This window comes from Tatumella sp. UCD-D_suzukii, from assembly GCF_000611875.2.
GTDB classification, from domain to species: Bacteria; Pseudomonadota; Gammaproteobacteria; order Enterobacterales; family Enterobacteriaceae; genus Tatumella; species Tatumella ptyseos.
In genome coordinates, this window is the sequence record NZ_JFJX01000064.1 from 42,473 (window position 1) to 63,266 (window position 20,794).

Below are 20,794 nucleotides of genomic sequence, written 5' to 3' on the forward strand. Positions count from 1 at the left end.
ATGAAGGAAATTACTATGCGATCTGTCAGCTATCGCTTAAGTGCCGTTTTTGTCAGTCTGTTACTGGCAGGATGCAGCGTGGGCCCGGATTTTCATGCCCCGGAAAATCAGTTACCGGCTAACTGGCACAATCTTAGCTCAACTCAGCAATCCCGTCCGGAAACGGCCGATACATCTGTCAGCTGGTGGAAGAACTTTAATGATCCGCAACTGGACAGTCTGATCCGGCGGGCGATTGCCGGTAACCTGACCCTGCAACAGACGGTACTGCGGATCGCCGGCGCCCGTGAACAGGTTAACGAGGCGACCGGAGGCTTTTTCCCGACACTCAGTGCGCAGGCCAGCTATGCCCGCCAGCAGGAAGGTCTGAAAGGGCTGCTTAAATCACACGGTGTCTACGACAATCTGAACGAAGAAAGCAGTCAGTTGGTCAATTCAGCGACCGGCAGTGTGAACTTTTATCAGGGCGGATTTGATACCCGCTGGGAGCTGGATCTCTGGGGAAAAGTGCGCCGACAGAGAGAAATGGCACAGGCCGAACAGCTGTCAGCTATCGAACAACGTAATGATGCGTTAGTCTCACTGGAAGCCGAAGTCGCCCGTACCTATCTGCAGTTACGTGCGGCTCAGGCAATGACGCAGGTTACCGAAGAGCAGGTCACCATTGCCCGCCAGACACAGCAACTGACCGAAAGTCAGATGCAGAACGGCCTGGCCCCGGCCACCGATCTGCAAAGCGCCACTGCCCAGGTGACGTCACTTGAAGCGCAGCTACCACAATATCAGGCGCAAATCAGTCAGGCCATGAACGGACTGGCGGTGCTGCTGGGCAAAGCCCCGGGCACGCTGGATAACGAACTACAGCAAGTGAAGCCGTTACCTGCCCTGCCCGCGATGATTTCCGTCGGCGTCCCGGCGGAGCTCGCCCGGCGGCGACCGGATATTCAGGAGGCAGAAGCCACACTGCATGCCCGTACCGCAGATATCGGAGTTTCGGTTGCACAGCTCTTTCCGGATATTTCACTGACAGGCCAGTTGGGCGTCAGGAATACTGATGCCAGCTATCTTGATGACTGGAGCAGTCATTTTTATAGCATTGGCCCCGGGATCTCACTGCCTATCTTCCAGGGAGGGCAATTGGTGTCTCAGGTCAGGCTTGCCCGGGCGTCTCAGGCGAGTGCCGCTCTGGACTACAGAAATACCGTGCTAAAAGCCTTACAGGAAGTAGAAAACGGACTGGTGAGTTACCGTGCAGATCAGCAACAACTGACCTCGTTACAAGCCTCTGCGGATGCCCTGCAACAGGCATTTTCATTGGCCAAAGAAAGCTATTCAAAAGGTCTCAGCAGCTATATCAATGCACTGGATGCTCAACGCCAGCTGGCACAAACACAGTTACAGTTGATCAGTGTCCGTGCACAGACAGCCACCGACCTGGTCGCATTGTACAAAGCGCTGGGCGGTGGCTGGGAAAACTATCAGGCCGTATCACTGCCGGATTATCCGGTGTTCGGAGCCACCCCGAAAACCGGCGTCACCGCACAGTAACTGCCAGGCACAGGGTACTCAGTACCCTGTGCCTTTCCGTAGCGGATCCACCAGCCCCTGCAACCCTTCTGTCTTAATCACCAGCGCCAGCTGCATTAATTCCCCAAGATGGCCTGCGGGAAAAACCTCTTTGCGGGCAAACCACAACAGGTACTCTTCAGGCAGGTCAATCAGCAGCCGTCCCTGATATTTTCCGAAGGGCATACGGGTATTGGCCAGTGCAATAAGATCCTGCTTGTCCAGAATCAGCCTCCCAACAGATCAATCATTTGCTGTTCATCAATGACCTGAATGCCCAGTGCATTGGCTTTTTCCAGCTTAGATCCTGCCGCTTCACCGGCAATCACCAAATCGGTTTTCTTCGAGACACTGCCACTCACTTTCGCCCCCAGCGCGATCAGCCGGTCTTTGGCTTCATCACGGGTCATCTGGCTCAGCGAACCGGTCAGCACCACGGTTTTACCGGCAAACGGGTTGTCGTCTGCCGGCGTTGTAGCTCCGCGCCCCGGTGCCGGCCAGCGGATGCCGGTATCTTCCACCAGTTGGCGGATCACTTCACGGTTACTCTCTTCATCCATGAAATGGCGTATATGGCTGGCCACCACCGGTCCCACATCCGGGACTTCTGTCAGAGCCTCCAGAGGTGCGTCCATCAGTGCCGGTAATTCGCCGAAGTGTAACGCCAGGCTCAGAGCCGTTGCTTCACCAACCTCGCGGATCCCCAATGCAAACAGAAAACGGGGGAGCGTGGTATCCTTCGATTTTTCCAGCGCATCCACGACATTTTGTGCCGAACGTGGTCCCATCCGATCAAGTCCGGTCAGTTTTCCGGCCGTCAGACGGAACAAATCCGCCGGCGTATGAACATATTCTTTCTCGACCAGTTGGTCGATGATCTTGTCTCCCATCCCGTCCACATCCATCGCTCTGCGCGAAACAAAATGCTTCAGGGCTTCTTTACGCTGAGCGCCGCAAATCAGGCCGCCGGTACAACGGGTCACGGCTTCACCTTCGGTACGCTCCACATCCGAACCACACACCGGACAATGGGAAGGGAAGATAATTTCCTGCGTGACATCCGGGCGTTCAGAGAGCACCACATTCACAATCTGCGGAATAACATCCCCGGCACGACGGATAACGACATTATCTCCGATGCGGATCCCCAGACGTTCTATCTCATCAGCGTTATGCAACGTGGCATTACTGACCATGACACCGGCGACCTGCACCGGTTCAAGACGCGCCACCGGCGTAATTGCCCCTGTCCGTCCGACCTGGAATTCCACATCACGAACCGTGGTGACCTGCTCCTGAGCGGAGAATTTAAAGGCAGTCGCCCAGCGCGGGGCCCGGGCAACAAACCCAAGCTGCGTCTGTAATGCCAGAGAATTGACTTTAATGACGACCCCGTCAATATCAAAGCCCAGCTTAGGACGCTGCTCACCGATATGGTGGTAAAACGCCAATACACTTTCCGGTGTATCACAGACCCGGACGTGATTATTGACCGGTAACCCCCAGCTTTTCAGTTGCTGCAGGCGTTGCCAGTGCGTATCTGCCAGCTCTCCCCCTTCGGAGACCCCAATCCCGTAGCAACAAAATGTCAGCGGACGCTTTTCGGTAATTTTCGGATCAAGCTGACGCAGGGAACCGGCAGCCGCATTTCGAGGGTTGGCGAACACTTTTGCACCGCTTTTTCGTGCGCTTTCATTCAGTTTTTCAAACCCTTTCTGGTTCATAAAAACTTCGCCGCGCACTTCCAGTCGCTCGGGAATACCGTCACCGGTTAACCGTAAAGGGATTGCACGGATAGTTCGGACGTTAGTGGTAATATTTTCGCCGGTCGTCCCGTCACCCCGGGTGGCCGCCTGTACCAGTTCCCCCTGTTCATACAACAGGCTGACGGCCAGACCATCAAGTTTCAGTTCGCAGCAATACTCCACGGGGTCCTTACTTTTCAGCCGCTCCGAGACACGCTTATTAAATGCCAGAAAGCTCTGGTCATCGAAGACGTTATCCAGAGACAGCATCGGAACTTCATGGCGGATAGATTCAAACCCCGCCAGCGGAGCTGCCCCGACACGCTGGGTCGGGGAGTCACGGGTGATCAGTTCGGGATGCTGTTCTTCAAGTGCTTTCAGCGCCTGCATCAGTTTATCGTATTCGGCATCAGGGATTTCCGGTGCATCCAGCACATGATAAAGATATTCGTGATGTCGCAACTGTGCGCGCAGCTGGTTCAGCTGTTGGCGGATGTTATTCATACAACCCCATAAGATAAAAAACCCCCGACTAGCGGGGGTTTATTGAGACAAATTAACGATTAAGCGATTTCAGTAACTTCCCGGATACGTGCTTTGTACACTTCCAGTTTCTGTGGAGTGATCATCCTGCGTTCATCATCAAGGACCACCGCGCCCACATCATCCGCAATACGCTGTGCGGACTGTAACATCAGCTTGAAGTTCTGATGTGCATCCCCGTAAGAAGGAACCATCATGAAAATCGAAACGCCCGGCGTGGTAAAGTCACCCATCTGTTCCGGGTCAAAAGAGCCGGGCTTCATCATATTCGCCAGACTGAACAGTACCGGGCCGCTGCCGGACGGATTCAGATGCCGGTGGAAAATGTTCATTTCACCAAACTGGAAACCGGCCTGCAGGATAGCCTGTAATAAAGGCTCGCCATTCAGCTCTCCGCCGGTATGGGCAGAAACATGCAGTACCAGTACCGCTTCTTTGGCCCTTTCCTGGTTTTCCGCTGCCGGTGCGTCGGCACTTTCCGGTACTGAGGGGTCAGCCTCAGAAGGCATACCTTCCGTTGCAGACTCTTCAGCGACTTCAGCCTCATACGCAGGTTCAGACTGCGGTGTACGTTTCTCTTCCCGTGGTGCAGAAACACTCTCCTGCGCGGGCGTTTTCGGTACACTGCTGATGCCCGGTGCTGCATAGGCATTATCCGCCACAGACTCCGTATGCTCCGGACTGACTGATGGCTGATGGGTTTCGGCCTTCAACTCCGGTTGCGCGGCTTCATAGTCTGTTCTGGCATCCATCAATGGATCGGCTGAAGGTTCAGGCCGGTCACGCAGTGATTTCTTCAGCGCAGGCTTAACCTCAGGCGCGCGGGTGGCACGTTTCTCAGCCGGAGCCGGCTCCTCCTCATATTCACGACTGGCGCGAAAATCAGAGACACCTTCTTCTTCCTCTAAGCTGAGATCATCATCGTTACGTTGTTTCAGACGTTTGTGCGGGCGATCGCGAAATACAGAAGACCGCTCCTTACGATTGGTCCACAGACCATGCAGGAGAAGTGCAACGATGGCAACCGCACCAACAACGATTAATATCAGACGCAAATCCTGCATCATTGTATTCTCTGTTGTTCCAATACTTTGCCTAAAAAAGGCACCTTTACCTTTAAATGTATTTGCAGGGCCGGACAAGTGCAAGTCTGCATAGTACTTTCTGACAAATAATATGCTATCTGTCGTGCAACCGCTGACTTTTTAACCAATATTTACTTACCCGTCCGCGAAACAACGCTATGATATGCCTCAGTTACATCAGGAGAATAATTGAATGCAGGAAGGAAAAACAAAAATAGCGGTCAATGGTGTTGACTACTTTCGTCAGGGGTGGCACCTGGCGACGCTGCCGGGCATCCGCCGCTATGTTATCGTGCCGTTACTGGTCAATGTGCTGTTAATGGGCTCTGCATTTATCTGGTTATTTAAACGACTGAACGTCTGGATCCCGGAATTATCAGGACACATTCCGCACTGGCTGCAATGGCTGGATTACCTTATCTGGCCACTGGCGGTTGTCTCGCTGCTGCTTGTTTTTGGCTATTTTTTCTCGACCCTTGCCAACTGGATTGCCGCCCCTTTTTGCGGACTGCTGGCTGAACAGCTCGAAAACAAACTCACCGGCAACCCTCTTCCGGAGACAAGCTGGGCCGGACTGATCAAGGATTTGCCCCGCATTATGTGGCGCGAGTGGCTTAAGCTTAAATATTACCTGCCCCGGGCCATAGCCCTGCTACTGGTCCATTTTATCCCGGGTATCGGGCAGACTCTCGCTCCCCTGCTCTGGTTTCTTTTCGGGGCATGGATGATGGCCATTCAATACTGTGACTATCCCTTTGATAACCACCGCGTTCCGTTTCTGACCATGCGCCAGGCGCTGGGCTCTCACCGGAGTGCGCACTTACAATTTGGCGCACTGGTCAGCGTGTTTACCCTGATCCCGGTGATTAATCTGGTCATTATGCCCGTCGCAGTTTGCGGTGCGACAGCCATGTGGGTTGATCAGTACCGGGGCCTGTCGGCAACACTTGCCGCAGAGGGTCGGCGCAACGTGAAAAGCCGGTAAGCAGACCCGCCTTTATTGCCCTCTGAAATAAGGATATACGATTTCTTTCCTTCACTGTCTCAAAAGAAAGCGTATTCTCATGTCGTGCTCCACATTTCAAAGAGTTAAGGACAAGCTATGAGTAAGATTTACGAAGATAATTCTTTAACCATTGGCCATACTCCGTTGGTCAGGCTAAACCGTATTGGTAACGGGCGTATTCTGGCAAAGGTTGAATCGCGTAATCCAAGCTTTAGCGTTAAATGCCGTATCGGCGCCAATATGATTTGGGATGCGGAGAAACGCGGTATCCTGAAACCCGGAGTGGAACTGGTTGAACCCACCAGCGGCAATACCGGTATCGCTCTGGCCTATGTGGCGGCGGCGCGTGGTTATAAACTGACACTGACCATGCCGGAAACCATGTCCGTTGAGCGTCGTAAATTACTCAAGGCCCTCGGTGCCAACCTGGAACTGACGCCAGGGGCCCAGGGGATGAAAGGCGCCATTGCTAAAGCCGAAGAAATCGTCGCCAGTAACCCGGCGAAATATGTTCTGCTGCAGCAATTCAGTAATCCTGCCAACCCGGAGATCCATGAAAAAACCACCGGTCCTGAAATCTGGGAAGATACTGACGGTGATGTGGATGTCTTTATTGCCGGTGTCGGCACCGGAGGAACGCTGACCGGCGTCAGCCGTTACCTGAAAAATACCCGGGGTAAAAAATCACTGGTGAGTGTTGCGGTTGAACCGACAGACTCTCCGGTGATCGCTCAGGCACTGGCAGGTGAAGAAATTAAACCCGGCCCGCACAAAATTCAGGGGATCGGTGCCGGTTTTATCCCGGAAAACCTGGATTTATCACTGGTTGACCGCGTCGTCGCTATCACCAATGAAGAAGCTATCTCCACCGCACGCCAGTTGATGGAATCCGAAGGTATTCTTGCCGGGATCTCCTCCGGGGCAGCCGTTGCCGCGGCGCTGAAGCTGCAACAGGAACCGGAATTCGCCGATAAAAATATTGTCGTCATTCTGCCTTCTTCCGGAGAACGCTACCTCAGTACTGCATTATTTGCTGACCTGTTCACTGAAAAGGAACTTGGCTAATAATCAGCAGCTTACGCTGGCCGATCCTCTGCCTGAAAAAGCACCTACGGGTGCTTTTTTTGTGTCCCCGATCTCATTTTCACCCTAAATCGTATTGCTTTTTGGTACCGGGGTTTGCTATCAACGCTGATATTTATTTAGAAGCCCGAAATAAATAGTCATTGTTATGAAGCGGATCAAAACCCGCACAATAACAGATAGGGCATAATCCGCATTAGCGGCATAATGATCGGGTCCGGTGTGCGGGTTCACTGCAATCCATGAGCACGAAAAACCGCCTCTGCTCACTGAGATTGTCCGTACTGATAGCCCTGTCGCCGGGATCCATAGGGACGTATTCCGGCTCCGGTGCCAGCAATAAACTCTGATAACGTTGGGGAAATAAAATGTTTCAGCAAGAAGTTACTATCACAGCTCCTAACGGTTTACATACCCGTCCTGCAGCGCAGTTTGTCAAAGAAGCTAAGGCTTTCCAGTCTGAAATTACTGTTACCTCAAATGGCAAGTCCGCCAGCGCCAAAAGTCTGTTCAAATTACAGACGCTGGGTCTGACACAAGGGACGGTCATCACCCTCTCTGCTGAAGGTGAAGATGAGCAGCAGGCTGTTGAACATCTGGTCAGTCTGATGGCTGAACTTGAGTAATGTTGTCATTCAACAGAAACAGTGTAGATTTATTTAAGATTATGCAACTGTCTTGATCGCGGACAACATGTCCGCGTTATTGCTTCCGTAGATTACACTGATTACGGAAAATGGCATACCGTCATTCTTTTTGGCCATCGTACTTAAAGGTAAGGTTATGATTTCAGGCATTCTCGCATCACCCGGTATCGCTTTCGGTAAAGCTCTGCTGCTGAAAGAAGATGAGATCGTCATCAATCAGAAAAAAATTGCCGATGATCAGGTTGAATCAGAAGTTGCTCGTTTCCTTGAAGGCCGCAGTAAAGCCGCTACGCAGCTGGCGGCCATTAAAATAAAGGCTGGCGAGACGTTCGGCCCTGAAAAAGAAGCGATCTTCGAAGGTCATATCATGCTGCTGGAAGATGAAGAGCTTGAGCAGGAAATTATTGACCTTATTAAGAAAGACCATCAGTCAGCCGATGCGGCTGTGCAGGCGGTGATTGAAGACCAGGCCACTGCGCTGGAAGAACTTGATGATGAGTATCTGAAAGAGCGAGCGGCTGATGTGCGTGATATCGGTAAACGGCTGCTGCAAAATATTCTCGGCTTAACGATTGTCGACCTCAGTGCTATCAGTGAAGAATCTATTCTGGTCGCCAAAGACCTGACCCCTTCAGAAACAGCTCAGCTGAACCTGCAAAAAGTGCTCGGTTTTATCACTGACCTGGGCGGACGGACCTCCCATACCTCCATTATGGCTCGCTCTCTGGAGCTTCCTGCCATTGTCGGGACAGGCAGTATCACCCGCGAGGTGAATAACGGCGATTATCTGATCCTGGATGGTGTCAGCAACCAGGTGTATATCAATCCGACGGCTGAAGTTATTGCCGAACTGCGCGATGTACAGGAGCAATATCTCAGTGAAAAAGCCGAAATGGCGAAGCTGAAAGATTTGCCCGCCATTACTCTTGATGGTCATCAGGTGGAAGTTTGTGCCAACATCGGTACTGTGCGGGATGTGGCCGGTGCTGAGCGTAACGGCGCAGAAGGTGTCGGACTTTACCGTACCGAGTTCCTGTTTATGGATCGTGAATCTCTGCCCACAGAAGAGGAACAATTTGCGGCCTATAAAGCCGTCGCGGAAGCGATGGGACAACAAGCTGTGATTGTACGTACCATGGATATCGGTGGTGATAAAGACCTGCCTTATATGAACCTGCCGAAAGAAGATAACCCGTTCCTCGGCTGGCGTGCTATCCGTATTGCGATGGATCGTAAAGAGATATTGCATGCTCAATTACGCGCCATTTTACGTGCATCCGATTTCGGTAAACTGCGTATCATGTTCCCGATGATTATCTCGGTGGAAGAAGTCCGGTTCCTTAAAAACGAAATTGAACTGCTGAAAACACAATTACGTGACGAAGGTAAAAGTTTCGACGAAAATATAGAAATCGGAATTATGGTAGAAACGCCGGCATCTGCCGTGATTGCGCGCCATCTGGCGAAAGAAGTCGACTTCTTCAGTATCGGCACCAACGATCTGACCCAGTATACTCTGGCGGTGGATCGTGGTAATGATAGAATTTCTCACCTGTACAATCCGATGAGCCCTTCTGTTCTGGGCCTTATCAGGCAGGTTATCGATGCATCCCATGCTGAAGGTAAATGGACAGGGATGTGTGGTGAACTGGCCGGTGATGAACGTGCTACACTATTATTACTGGGAATGGGGCTGGACGAATTCAGTATGAGTGCCATTTCAATTCCACGTATCAAAAAAATTATTCGCAATACTAATTTTGAGGATGCGAAAGCATTAGCAGAACAGGCACTGGAACAGCCGACCGCGGACGATTTGATGACACTGGTTGACCAGTTCATCAAAGAAAAGACACTCTGCTAATCAGCCATACGCGGGCCCAAAATTACTGCTCAGGAGAAGATCATGGGATTGTTTTCTAAATTATTCGGCGAGAAATCTGAGAGTACCTCCGGTACTATCGATATAGTCGCTCCACTGTCCGGCGAAATTGTAAACATCGAAGATGTTCCTGATGTGGTGTTTGCAGAGAAAATTGTCGGTGACGGTGTGGCCATTCGGCCGAACGGAAGCACAATTGTTGCCCCGGTAGATGGCACTATCGGTAAAATTTTTGAAACAAACCATGCTTTTTCTATCGAGTCCGATAACGGTATTGAACTGTTTGTCCACTTTGGTATCGACACCGTCGAGCTCAAAGGTGAAGGGTTTACACGCATTGCTTCAGAAGGGCAGAAAGTTAAAAAAGGCGATATCGTGCTCGAATTCGATTTGCCTTTTCTCGAAGAAAAGGCCAAATCAACACTGACTCCGGTGGTGATTTCTAATATGGATGAGATCCGTGAACTGGTGAAACTGTCCGGTCAGGTCGTTGCCGGTGAGACTCCTGTCATCCGTATCAGAAAATAATCTCTCCGGGTCAGTCACAGACGCCAGTCAGGGAGTATCCCTGCTGGCGTTTTTTTTAGTCTGTTACAGAGGGCCTTTACAACCCCACACACTTTCTCAATCTTAATGAAACAATCTTAATTGGAAGGGTATTTGCCTCCTCTCCACGGTAATAACGGTAATAGTTAACACTTTGTTTTTTCTGGAACTCACCGAAAATACTCACCGAGAGTTTTTCGTTATTAACTATAATGTAATGATACAACCTGAAATAATTATCAAAAAAGGTCATATAAACCAGTAAAAATAAAAACAAAGATCATCTTCAGCACGTTTTTATCCCACCAGCAACGCAGCTCTTCTTAGATAACAAGAAATTAATTTACTCCTAATCAGTATCCTCAGGGCAAAGGACAGAGCTATTAAAGGCTCAGAAAATTACAGTAACGTCTTTCACTAGCCCTCAGCACTATCACTTTGCGGGTAAGATGACGCATTGCGAAATCATGCATCGTAATAAATTCATCAGCGGCTAACGTAATCTGTATTTTTCTTACTTCGCAACGTCCCCGTGCACATTTGAAAAAGAGCAGTCGCTCGCGGCGTATCTTTCGGAATACGCCGCAAGCTTACTGCACATGAGTTAACGGGCTTATGGAGTCCGTCAGATGCCGGTCAGCCTGCCCGCCTCCCGGGAGGTATGAGAGTCACCTTCTGTGACTACGGTTAATGGTTTACGAACAGATACAGTTATAAAAAAGTATGAGAAATTATGTCCTCTTTCCCTGAGACTGAAACTATTTCCTTATGCTGCCGGGAATTTGCTAGACCAAAGAATAAAACCTGCAAGTCTCATGATGTGCTTTTTTTATCAGTTGTTATCATTCGTTTAATTTCACCTTAAATTTTTTATGCTTGTTTATGTTTTATTAAACATTCTCCGACCAGACAACTTTAAGAAAATTTAATGATTATACTTTCATGAAATAATTTAAATATATATTCTGTTTAACCGGAACTTTTCCTCTGTATAATTCTCTTAACCTGAGTAAAATACACGGGGAATTACTCTGTATTTCGTTGAACCATCATACATATCTGTTCAGGAACTATTTCTTTCAGGCATGACTGCTCGCTTAGCTTGCTATGTGCCCTTTTATTAAAGAAATACGTCGCCCTGCTGACCGGTTCATATTTTAATACCAGGACACTTTATGACTGATTTTATTCCTTTTTCACGTCCTTCTCTGGATGAACAGGATATCGATGCTATTCGTGAGGTACTCCGGTCCGGATGGATAACTACCGGCCCGAAAAATCAGGAGCTTGAAGCAGAGTTCAGCCGGCTTACGGGAACAAAACATGCTATTGCCGTCAGTTCAGCGACTGGCGGAATGCATATCACTCTGATGGCGGCGAATATTGGTCCGGGTGACGAAGTGATTACACCTTCGCTGACCTGGGTTTCTACTGCCAATATGATCTCATTAGTGGGGGCAACACCGGTGATGGTGGATATCGATCCCGATACCCTCATGGTCACGGCCGCTGCGATAGAAGCCGCTATCACCCCACAGACCCGGGCGATTATCCCGGTTCATTATGCAGGTGCTCCTGTTGACTCTGATGCCATCTATGAAGTGGCGCGCCGGCATGATCTGCTGGTTATCGAAGATGCTGCACATGCCACCGGATGTTACTACAAAGGCCATCATACCGGTCACCATGCTACCGCTATTTTCTCATTCCATGCGATTAAAAATGTGACCTGTGCGGAAGGCGGCATGGTGGTTACCGACGATGATGCACTGGCAGCCCGCATACGAACGCTGAAATTCCATGGCCTGGGCGTCGATGCCTTTGACAGGGAAACCCTGGGGCGCAAACCGCAAGCTGAAGTCATTACCCCGGGTTTTAAATACAACCTGACCGATATTCAGGCCGCAATTGCCCTGAACCAGCTGAGTAAACTTTCCGCTATCAATAACCGCAGGGCGGAAATTGCTGCCTGTTATCGTGAAGCCTTCACAGATGCCCCTGTATTACCTTTGGCCCTGCCCGCCTGGCCTCACCAGCACGCCTGGCATTTATTTGTATTGCGGGTTGATGAAGCCCGCTGCGGAGTGACTCGTGATCAGTTTATGCAACAACTGAAGGACCGGAATATCGGTACCGGTATGCATTTCCGCGCTGTTCACACACAGAAATATTACCGTGAAAAATTCCCTGACCTGCATTTGCCGGCGACCGAATGGAATAGCGATCGTATTTGCTCCATTCCTCTGTTTCCGGACATGACCGATGGTGATTGCCATCGGGTGATTACTGCCATTAAAGAAATTACCGGGATGTAAGATGCGAACACCAACCCCTGTGAATAAAGTTTCTGTCGTGATACCTGTTTATAATGAGCAGGAGAGTCTGCCTGACCTGATTTCCCGGACCACCGCTGCCTGCCGGCAGCTGAACACCGGGTATGAGATCCTGCTTATTGATGACGGTAGCAGCGATAACTCAGCACAACAGATTATTGACGCTGCGGAAGCGGTTGACAGTCACATCGTTGCCATCCTGCTGAATCGTAACTACGGGCAACACTCCGCCATTATGGCAGGCTTCAGCTATGTTACCGGTGACCTGATTGTCACACTGGATGCTGACCTGCAGAATCCGCCGGAAGAGATCCCCGCCCTGGTCGACGCCGCACGGCAGGGCTATGACGTCGTCGGGACAGTTCGGCAAAACCGTCAGGATAGCCCGTTCAGAAAAATTGCCTCACGGATGATCAACCGGCTTATTCAAAGTACCACCGGTAAAGCGATGGGGGATTATGGTTGCATGCTGCGGGCCTACCGGCGTCCTATCGTGGAAGCCATGCTGCATTGTCAGGAGCGCAGTACCTTTATCCCCATTCTGGCTAATACCTTCGCCCGTCACACCACCGAGATCCCGGTTCATCATGCGGAACGTGAACACGGCACCTCAAAATATAGCTTTATGCGCCTGATAAACCTGATGTATGACCTGGTGACCTGTCTTACGACCACGCCACTGCGAATGCTCAGTGTGGTTGGAGCACTTATCGCCTGTTCAGGCTTCCTGTTCGCATTTCTGCTGGTGGTACTGAGACTGATTTTTGGTGCTCACTGGGCCGCTGAAGGGGTTTTCACGCTGTTCGCCGTGTTATTCATTTTTATCGGCGCACAATTTATTGGTATGGGATTGCTGGGTGAATATATCGGCAGGATCTACAGCGATGTCCGTGCCCGCCCGCGTTATTTCGTACAGCGTGTCGTTAATCACGCAACTTCGTCAACTAATGAGGATCAATTATAATGAAAGCTGTCGTCTTTGCTTATCATGACATGGGATGTGTGGGCGTCGAAGCGCTGATTGAAGCCGGGTTCGATATTACAGCCATCTTTACACACCTGGATAATCCGTCCGAAAATCATTTTTACGGTTCTGTTGCACACCTTGCGGCTGAACATAACATCCCTGTGTTCTCACCTGACAACGTGAATCATCCGTTATGGGTGGAAAGGCTTCGCGAAAGCGCCCCGGACATTATCTTTTCTTTCTATTACCGGGATTTGCTCTCAGAGGAGATCCTGAGTATACCTCCGGCAGGTGCCTATAATCTGCATGGCTCCCTGCTGCCCCGTTACCGCGGACGCGCGCCACTGAACTGGGTGCTGGTCAATGGTGAAACAGAAACCGGTGTGACATTACACAAAATGGTGAAACGTGCGGATGCCGGCGGTATTGTCTCTCAGCAAAGGGTCGCGATTGCCGACAGTGATGATGCACTGCGACTGCATAAAAAACTGACACAAGCCGCTCGTGAGCTGCTTCAGGCGACTCTGCCCGCCATCAGCCAGGGGAATGTCACGCTATCCCCCCAGGATGAACACCAGGCAACTTACGTTGGCCGCAGGACACCGGAAGATGGTCGTCTTGACTGGACTCAGCCCGCGACGGTCTTACATAATCTGGTACGAGCCGTCAGTGAGCCCTGGCCGGGGGCGTTCAGTTATGTCGGCAATACTAAATTTATCGTCTGGAAATCACGGGTACATACCGATTTACCTGCGGCGAGGCCGGGCCAGGTGTTGTCCGTCTCTCCGCTGGTGATTGCCTGTGGTCAGGGCGCGCTGGAGATAGTGACCGGTCAGACCGAACAAAGCGTCTATATGCAGGGCCGCGAACTCGTACGTCCATTAGGCCTGACCGAGGGCTCGCTGATCAGTACTCAGCCGGTCGTGGCACAGAAAAAACGCACCCGGGTACTTATCCTGGGTGTTAACGGCTTTATCGGTAATCATCTGACCGAGCGCCTGCTGAAAGATGACAACTATGAAGTCTTTGGCATGGACATCGGCTCAGATGCGGTCAGCCGTTTTCTTGGTAATGAGCGTTTCCATTTTGTCGAAGGTGATATTACGATCCACACCGAATGGATCGACTATCACATCAAAAAATGTGATGTCATTCTGCCACTGGTGGCCATTGCCACGCCGGTCGAATATACGCGTAACCCTTTACGGGTATTTGAACTGGATTTCGAAGAGAACCTCAAAATTATCCGTGGCTGTGTGAAATATAAAAAACGGATCATTTTCCCATCCACTTCCGAAGTCTATGGCATGTGCACGGATGAAACGTTCGACGAAGACAGCTCTAATCTGGTGGTCGGCCCCATCAATAAACAGCGCTGGATTTATTCGGTCTCAAAACAACTGCTGGATCGGGTTATCTGGGCCTATGGCGAAAAAGAAGGACTGCGCTTTACGTTGTTCCGTCCGTTTAACTGGATGGGTCCGCGCCTCGACAGCCTAAACTCAGCAAGGATCGGGAGTTCCCGTGCCATCACTCAGTTGATACTGAATCTGGTGGAAGGCTCACCGATTAAACTGGTTGATGGCGGACGCCAGAAACGCTGCTTCACCGACATCGCTGACGGTATTGAAGCCCTGTTCCGCATTATCGAAAATAAACAGGGTAACTGCGACGGTCAGATCATTAACATCGGTAACCCGGAAAATGAAGCCAGCATCCGCGAACTGGCCGAAATGCTTTACCGCTGCTTTGAACGTCACCCGCTGCGTAAACAATTCCCGCCGTTTGCCGGATACCGTGATATCGAAAGCAGCAGCTACTACGGTAAAGGTTATCAGGACGTTGAGCACAGAAAACCGAATATCCGTAACGCCCAACGGCTGCTTAGCTGGACACCCGCCATCGGAATGGAGAAGACGGTTGAAGAGACGCTCGACTTCTTCCTCAATACGGTCACAACATCGGAAAAGACCCGATGAAAAAAGTCGGTCTGCGCATTGATGTTGACACCTGGCGGGGCACCCGCCAGGGGGTTCCCGCGCTGCTGGATATGCTGGCCGCGGAAGATATCCGTGCATCATTCTTCTTTTCTGTCGGACCGGACAATATGGGGCGCCATCTGTGGCGCCTGATTAAACCGGCTTTTTTCCTGAAAATGCTGCGTTCAGGTGCCCCTTCCTTGTATGGCTGGGATATTTTGCTGGCCGGAACGGCCTGGCCGGGCCGGAAGATAGGCACCGGCAATGCCGGCATTATCCGCAGGGCCGCGGGGGAACATGAAACCGGGCTGCATGCCTGGGATCATCATGCCTGGCAAACCTGGGCTGGCGTCTGGAAAGCGACAGAGCTCACTGAACAGATCCGACGGGGGAAAGAAGCCCTGGAAGCCATTACCGGTACGGAGGTGACCTGTTCTGCCGTCGCCGGGTGGCGGGCTGACCAGCGGGTAGTCAAAGCCAAACAACCTTTCGGCTTTCGCTATAACAGTGATTGCCGGGGGACCGGCCCGTTTCTTCCCGAACTGAACGAAAGTACCCGGGGTACGGTGCAAATCCCGGTCACTTTACCTACCTGGGATGAAGTTGTCGGCCGGGATATCCGTCCTGAGGGGTTCAATCGCTTTATCCTGGATGCGATGCATAACGACGAAGGTACCCCTGTCTATACGATCCATGCCGAAGTCGAAGGAATTGCATACCGGGAAGATTTTGCCCGCCTGCTGGCTGCTGCCCGTAAGGAAGGTATCCGGTTCGTACCGCTCAGTGAATTGCTTCCTGAAACTGATGCATCACTGCCCGTCGGAAAAATAGTCCGCGGCCATGTGCCTGGCCGTGAAGGCTGGCTGGGCTGTCAGTCACTTCAACGATAATATTTATATGATGAAAGCCACTAAATACGGAGTATGCCTGCTACTGCTGTATGCTCTTTTTTATCTGTTTCCACTGCAAACTCGTGCGCTCTGGCAGCCTGATGAGTCACGTTATGCTGAAATCAGCCGTGAAATGCTGGTAACTCATCACTGGGCAGATCCGCATTTTCTGGGATTACGGTATTTTGAGAAGCCAGTCATGGGGTACTGGGTCAATAATGTCAGCCAGATGATCTTTGGTCATAACAATTTTGCGGTGCGTTTCGGCTCCGTCTTCTCGGTATCGCTGTGCGCTTTACTGGCGGGCTGGCTGGCCTGGCTGATGTGGCGGGATAAAAAACTGGCCCTTATTTCAGGCGGAATTTATCTGACCTGTCTGCTGGTCAATGGCATCGGGACTTACGCAGTCCTTGACCCGATGATAGCGCTCTGCCTGACGGCTTCGATGGTCAGCTTCTGGCGGGCTGCAACCGCGACGACGACCGGGGGCCGGGCTGCCTGGTACCTGGTGCTGGGGGTAACCTGTGGTCTGGGCGTTATGACCAAAGGCTTCCTTGCCCTGGCCGTACCGGTGATCAGTATTATTCCGTGGGTCATGACGACACGACGCTGGCGCGAGGTGCTGATATTTGGGCCGCTGGCCGTACTGAGTTGCCTGCTCATTACTCTGCCCTGGGCACTGACCATCAATGCCAGAGAGCCTGACTTCTGGCACTACTTCTTCTGGATTGAACATATTCAGCGGTTTGCCGAACCGGATGCTCAGCATAAAGCCCCGGTCTGGTACTATCTGCCTGTTCTTCTGGGCGGCTGTCTGCCCTGGCTTGGTTATCTGCCAGCGGCACTGAAAAATGGCTGGCAGGGCCGCCATACTCACCCGGGCACCATTTACCTGCTTGGATGGGTGATTATGCCATTGATCTTCTTTAGCATCGCGAAAGGGAAATTACCGACCTATATCCTGCCCTGCTTTGCTCCGCTGGCCATTCTGCTGGGAAAAGCTCTGCTGAATGCCTCCCGGAGAACCATTAACGCGAATGGCTGGATCAATCTCATTTTCGGTGCGACCGGGATCCTTCTGCTGGTGGTGAGCTGGCATATGCCGTCACATCCGTTCTATCGCCCACAGGAAGGTAGCCGTTTCCTGCTGGCACTGGCTATTTTTCTGAGCTGGGCACTGTTCGGCGGTCTCTCACTACTGCGTCATGGCAAGCTCCGACTGGCTGCCGCGCTCTGCCCTTTAGGACTCGCATTGCTGGTGGGATATGTGATCCCGACGTCTATCAGGGACAGCAAACAGCCTCAGCATTTTCTTGATCAGATGACCCCGCACCTGACGACAAGCCGCTATATCCTGTCTAACCGGGTGGGGATTGCCTCCGGGATAGCCTGGCACCTGAAGCGTTCGGATATTGACCTCTATGATGAAAAAGGCGAGCTTACCTATGGCCTGAGTTATGCGGATGCCAAAGGCCGCTTTATTACCCGCGAAGCGTTTCCGGCCTGGCTGGCTGACCATCGCAACCAGGGTGTCTCAATGGTTCTGCAAACCAATAAAGGTGAAAGTCTTTCCGGGATGCAGCTTCCTGCGCCTGACTTCAGCTACCAGCAGGGTCGTCTGCTCTATGTAGAATACGGGCCACAAAAATGACCGTCCTCGTCCTGTTGTTCTCCAGTGTGCTGAGCTGTCTGGGACAGTTATGCCAGAAACAGGCAGCCTCCGGAACAACGGGGCGACCAGTGCTACGCCATCTCTGCCTGTGGCTCGGCCTGGCGATGCTTTGCCTCGGGTGTGCGATGCTGCTCTGGCTTCAGGTACTTCGTACCCTGCCCGTCGGCCTGGCCTATCCGATGCTAAGTATGAATTTTATCTGGATAACGCTGGCTGCACGCTGGCTGTGGCATGAACCTGTCAGCCGGCGTCACTGGCTGGGTATAGCCTGTATTATCGGCGGTATTTTGTTACTCAGCCGGGGGATCTGATGGGATATTTCTGGGCGATACTCAGCGTATTACTGGTAAGCAGCGCACAACTGGCCATGAAAGAGGCCATGACATCGCTCCCGCCTGCGGGTGATTTGATGGCGCTTCTTCTTTTCATGCTGCATCATCCGATGATCACCGGGCTGCTGCTGGCGGGGCTCCTCGGCTATGCTCTCTCGATGGGGTGCTGGTTTATGGCCCTGAAACGGCTGGCGCTCAGTAAAGCTTATGCCTTACTGAGCCTGAGCTATATTCTGGTCTGGGGGGTAGCCCTCTGGCTCGGATTGCACGGTGAACACTTTTCACTGTCCGCACTGGCGGGTATCGGGCTTATCATCACCGGGGTGATCCTGGTCTGCCTGCCGTCACAGCCGTCACGCTGATCCGGCCTGACGGTATCAGCGTGACGACCCACCGGCACCCCAGTGTGGCAGACGCAGCATAATTTCCAGGCCTCCCTGAGGCCGGTTCTGTGCTCTGACAGAACCATGATGGGCCAGAATGATTTTACGCACAATCGCCAGCCCAAGTCCGTAACCTTTTCCGGATTGTGCTGACTTTACACGGACAAACGGGTCAAAAATGCTGGAAAGTTTATCCTGTTCCACCCCCGGCCCCTGGTCCCTGATAAACAGCGTCAGCCATTCCGGTGCGGAAGATAACTGAATATCAATGCACTGTCCTGCGGTGGAAAAACGCAATGCATTTCTCAATACATTTTCAATACACCGGCGGATCATCTCTGCGTTCCCCTGCACCATATAATCGGCTCGGGTGTCATAACTGACAGCAATTCTCACCTGCGGGATCTGCGCTTCAAACCGGGCATCAGCAACCACTACGTCCAGCAGGCTGGTCAGGTCAAAGTATTGATCAGCATCTGGCGAGTCATGCTCTGCCCTTGATAACGTCAGTAATTCACCGATCATTTTATCGAGCTTATGCGCTTCGTTATCGATCCGCTCCAGCGAATTTTCCACATTTTCCGGCGTCTGACGGGCCAGCGCCGTTGCCAGTTGCAGCCTTGCCAGCGGTGTACGCAGTTCATGGGAAATGTCGTGCAACAGCTCTTCTCTGGCTTTCACCAGCACATCCAGTCGTTCCACCATGGCATCAAAGTCACGTGCCACCGCCGACAATTCATCATGGCGACGCTGCATTTTGTGATACAGCCTGACCGATAAGTCACCGGTAGACACTTGTCTGAACCCCTCGCGAAATTGTCGCATCGGGCGGGTAAGGTTCCATGCCAGCAACAGGCTCATCATCAGCCCCATAGGAACAAACATGATCACCATAGGCATCGGAATATGCAGGAAACGCTGAATGATCGAATGGTCGTACGATTGCTGATGCCGGAAAGCTCGCAGGTTGAACCAGAGGTCATACACCACGCCATGCGGGCCGGTCACCTGACGATAAATTTGTCCGGAGGACATATACAGGGGGGAAGAGACCGTTTGCGGAACACTGTCCGGACGGTGCATAAGCGCCTGCGGAAGCCCCCCCTGCCCGCCAGTCGCCGGCAGATGGGTAAGAGGTAGCAGCCGCCCGGGCTGTTGCGGACTGACGCTGACCCTGAACACCTGCTTCATATTCTCCGGCCAGCCCGCAGTGAGTGTCGCAATACCCTCAGGTCCGGCGGCCTGTACCGCCGATACAGCAGATTCCAGTTGCAGGTTCAGCATCCGCCGGGCTTCTTTCTGGCTCGGAGGTTCAAAATTACCGAACATGCTGAATCCCAGCCACAGGAACTGGCTGATGATCAGAAACACCAGCCAGAAAAGTAACAGCATTTTCCAGAACAACCGTCCCGGGTAATCGGTATTCATCGTATCCGGTAACCAATGCTGCGCACGGTTTCGATGTTCACCTGATCATCGGTCAGCTTACTCAGTTTCTGACGGATATTACTCACATGAACATCGACGCTGCGATCATAGGCTTCACGCTGTCGCCCCAGCGCTTTTTCTGATAATTCGTCTTTCGATACCACACGATCGCTGGCTGCCATCAGAAGTTCGAGCAGATTAAACTCAGAGGCGGTCAGATCAAAGTTTTCGCCACGCCAGGCGGAGGTACGGGTAGAAGAATTCAGCGTCAGCTCACCGCAGGTAAGTAACTCTTTTTTCTCCGGCACCACTGCATGTTCGTCAATACGTCGCATCACCGAACGTAAGCGGGCCACCAGTTCACGGGGGTAGCAGGGTTTGGGCATATAATCATCCGCACCCATTTCCAGACCGATCACCCGATCAATATTATCGCCTTTCGCGGTCAGCATAATCACCGGTAAACGTCCCTGCTGGCGGATCTGCCGCAACACATCAATCCCGCTCATGTCGGGTAACATAATATCCAGAATTACTGCATTGAACTGACCCGAAGCCGCCTGACTGATCGCCTCTTTGCCGGTCATAACCAGCTCAGTCGCAAAGCCTTCGCCTTCCAGGTACTGACTCAGCATCGTCCCCAGCTCGTGATCATCATCAACCAGTAATATTTTCATGTCACACTCTCTGTCTCTGTATTCAGTATA

The 20,794-nt window shown here is 51.8% G+C and carries 18 protein-coding genes; 13 read left to right on the forward strand and 5 right to left on the reverse strand.

Annotation, left to right across the window (positions count from 1 at the left end):
* A complete protein-coding gene (locus CG67_RS14100) occupies positions 1-1,548 on the forward strand; it encodes an efflux transporter outer membrane subunit (protein ID WP_025903577.1) in 1,548 nt (515 codons plus the stop codon).
* A gap of 18 nt (positions 1,549-1,566) precedes the next feature.
* On the opposite strand, the gene CG67_RS14105 is transcribed toward CG67_RS14100, so the two are convergent.
* From CG67_RS14105 to zipA, 3 genes are read right to left on the reverse strand one after another with little or no spacing between them, the layout of a single operon-like run.
* The gene (locus tag CG67_RS14105) at positions 1,567-1,791 is read right to left on the reverse strand and encodes a DUF3820 family protein (RefSeq protein WP_025903578.1); all 225 of its coding nucleotides are present in this window, start codon (positions 1,789-1,791) and stop codon (positions 1,567-1,569) included.
* A 2-nt stretch (positions 1,792-1,793) separates the two neighbouring features.
* A complete protein-coding gene (ligA, locus tag CG67_RS14110; RefSeq protein WP_025903579.1) occupies positions 1,794-3,815 on the reverse strand; it encodes an NAD-dependent DNA ligase LigA in 2,022 nt (673 codons plus the stop codon).
* A gap of 59 nt (positions 3,816-3,874) precedes the next feature.
* On the reverse strand, positions 3,875-4,921 hold the full coding sequence (zipA, locus tag CG67_RS14115) for a cell division protein ZipA (protein WP_025903580.1): 1,047 nt from the start codon (positions 4,919-4,921) through the stop codon (positions 3,875-3,877).
* Positions 4,922-5,132: 211 nt separating this feature from the next.
* Between zipA and cysZ the strand changes: the two genes are divergently transcribed.
* From cysZ to arnF, 12 genes are all read left to right on the forward strand, one after another.
* Positions 5,133-5,924 carry a sulfate transporter CysZ gene (gene cysZ / locus CG67_RS14120; protein ID WP_025903581.1) on the forward strand — a complete coding sequence of 264 codons (792 nt, stop codon included), beginning with the start codon at positions 5,133-5,135 and terminating at the stop codon, positions 5,922-5,924.
* 117 nt (positions 5,925-6,041) lie between these two features.
* On the forward strand, positions 6,042-7,010 hold the full coding sequence (cysK, locus tag CG67_RS14125; RefSeq protein WP_025903582.1) for a cysteine synthase A: 969 nt from the start codon (positions 6,042-6,044) through the stop codon (positions 7,008-7,010).
* A gap of 386 nt (positions 7,011-7,396) precedes the next feature.
* Positions 7,397-7,654 (forward strand): phosphocarrier protein Hpr, encoded by a 258-nt coding sequence (gene ptsH / locus CG67_RS14130; RefSeq protein WP_025903583.1) that lies wholly within the window; start codon positions 7,397-7,399, stop codon positions 7,652-7,654.
* A gap of 157 nt (positions 7,655-7,811) precedes the next feature.
* Positions 7,812-9,539, forward strand: coding sequence for a phosphoenolpyruvate-protein phosphotransferase PtsI (gene ptsI, locus CG67_RS14135; protein ID WP_025903584.1), 1,728 nt, complete (start codon positions 7,812-7,814; stop codon positions 9,537-9,539).
* A 42-nt stretch (positions 9,540-9,581) separates the two neighbouring features.
* Positions 9,582-10,085 carry a PTS glucose transporter subunit IIA gene (gene crr, locus CG67_RS14140; protein ID WP_025903585.1) on the forward strand — a complete coding sequence of 168 codons (504 nt, stop codon included), beginning with the start codon at positions 9,582-9,584 and terminating at the stop codon, positions 10,083-10,085.
* Between the two features lie 1,193 nt (positions 10,086-11,278).
* Positions 11,279-12,418 (forward strand): UDP-4-amino-4-deoxy-L-arabinose aminotransferase, encoded by a 1,140-nt coding sequence (gene arnB, locus CG67_RS14145; protein ID WP_025903586.1) that lies wholly within the window; start codon positions 11,279-11,281, stop codon positions 12,416-12,418.
* Position 12,419: 1 nt separating this feature from the next.
* Positions 12,420-13,400: an undecaprenyl-phosphate 4-deoxy-4-formamido-L-arabinose transferase gene (gene arnC / locus CG67_RS14150; protein ID WP_025903587.1), complete on the forward strand. Its 981-nt coding sequence runs from the start codon at positions 12,420-12,422 to the stop codon at positions 13,398-13,400.
* Positions 13,400-15,382 carry a bifunctional UDP-4-amino-4-deoxy-L-arabinose formyltransferase/UDP-glucuronic acid oxidase ArnA gene (gene arnA / locus CG67_RS14155; protein WP_025903588.1) on the forward strand — a complete coding sequence of 661 codons (1,983 nt, stop codon included), beginning with the start codon at positions 13,400-13,402 and terminating at the stop codon, positions 15,380-15,382. Before arnC ends, arnA begins: the two co-directional genes overlap by 1 nt.
* Positions 15,379-16,272, forward strand: a complete 894-nt coding sequence (gene arnD / locus CG67_RS14160) for a 4-deoxy-4-formamido-L-arabinose-phosphoundecaprenol deformylase (RefSeq protein WP_025903589.1) — start codon at positions 15,379-15,381, stop codon at positions 16,270-16,272. The genes arnA and arnD overlap by 4 nt, the downstream gene beginning before the upstream one ends.
* A gap of 10 nt (positions 16,273-16,282) precedes the next feature.
* Positions 16,283-17,923 (forward strand): lipid IV(A) 4-amino-4-deoxy-L-arabinosyltransferase, encoded by a 1,641-nt coding sequence (gene arnT / locus CG67_RS14165; RefSeq protein ID WP_025903590.1) that lies wholly within the window; start codon positions 16,283-16,285, stop codon positions 17,921-17,923.
* Positions 17,920-18,255, forward strand: a complete 336-nt coding sequence (arnE, locus tag CG67_RS14170) for a 4-amino-4-deoxy-L-arabinose-phosphoundecaprenol flippase subunit ArnE (RefSeq protein WP_025903591.1) — start codon at positions 17,920-17,922, stop codon at positions 18,253-18,255. Before arnT ends, arnE begins: the two co-directional genes overlap by 4 nt.
* A complete protein-coding gene (gene arnF / locus CG67_RS14175) occupies positions 18,255-18,638 on the forward strand; it encodes a 4-amino-4-deoxy-L-arabinose-phosphoundecaprenol flippase subunit ArnF (RefSeq protein ID WP_371190695.1) in 384 nt (127 codons plus the stop codon). The genes arnE and arnF overlap by 1 nt, the downstream gene beginning before the upstream one ends.
* A gap of 15 nt (positions 18,639-18,653) precedes the next feature.
* Here arnF and CG67_RS14180 read toward each other — a convergent pair whose 3' ends face one another.
* Positions 18,654-20,087 carry an ATP-binding protein gene (locus tag CG67_RS14180; RefSeq protein ID WP_025903593.1) on the reverse strand — a complete coding sequence of 478 codons (1,434 nt, stop codon included), beginning with the start codon at positions 20,085-20,087 and terminating at the stop codon, positions 18,654-18,656.
* Positions 20,084-20,764 (reverse strand): response regulator transcription factor, encoded by a 681-nt coding sequence (locus CG67_RS14185; RefSeq protein ID WP_025903594.1) that lies wholly within the window; start codon positions 20,762-20,764, stop codon positions 20,084-20,086. Before CG67_RS14185 ends, CG67_RS14180 begins: the two co-directional genes overlap by 4 nt.
* Between the last annotated feature and the right edge of the window lie 30 nt (positions 20,765-20,794).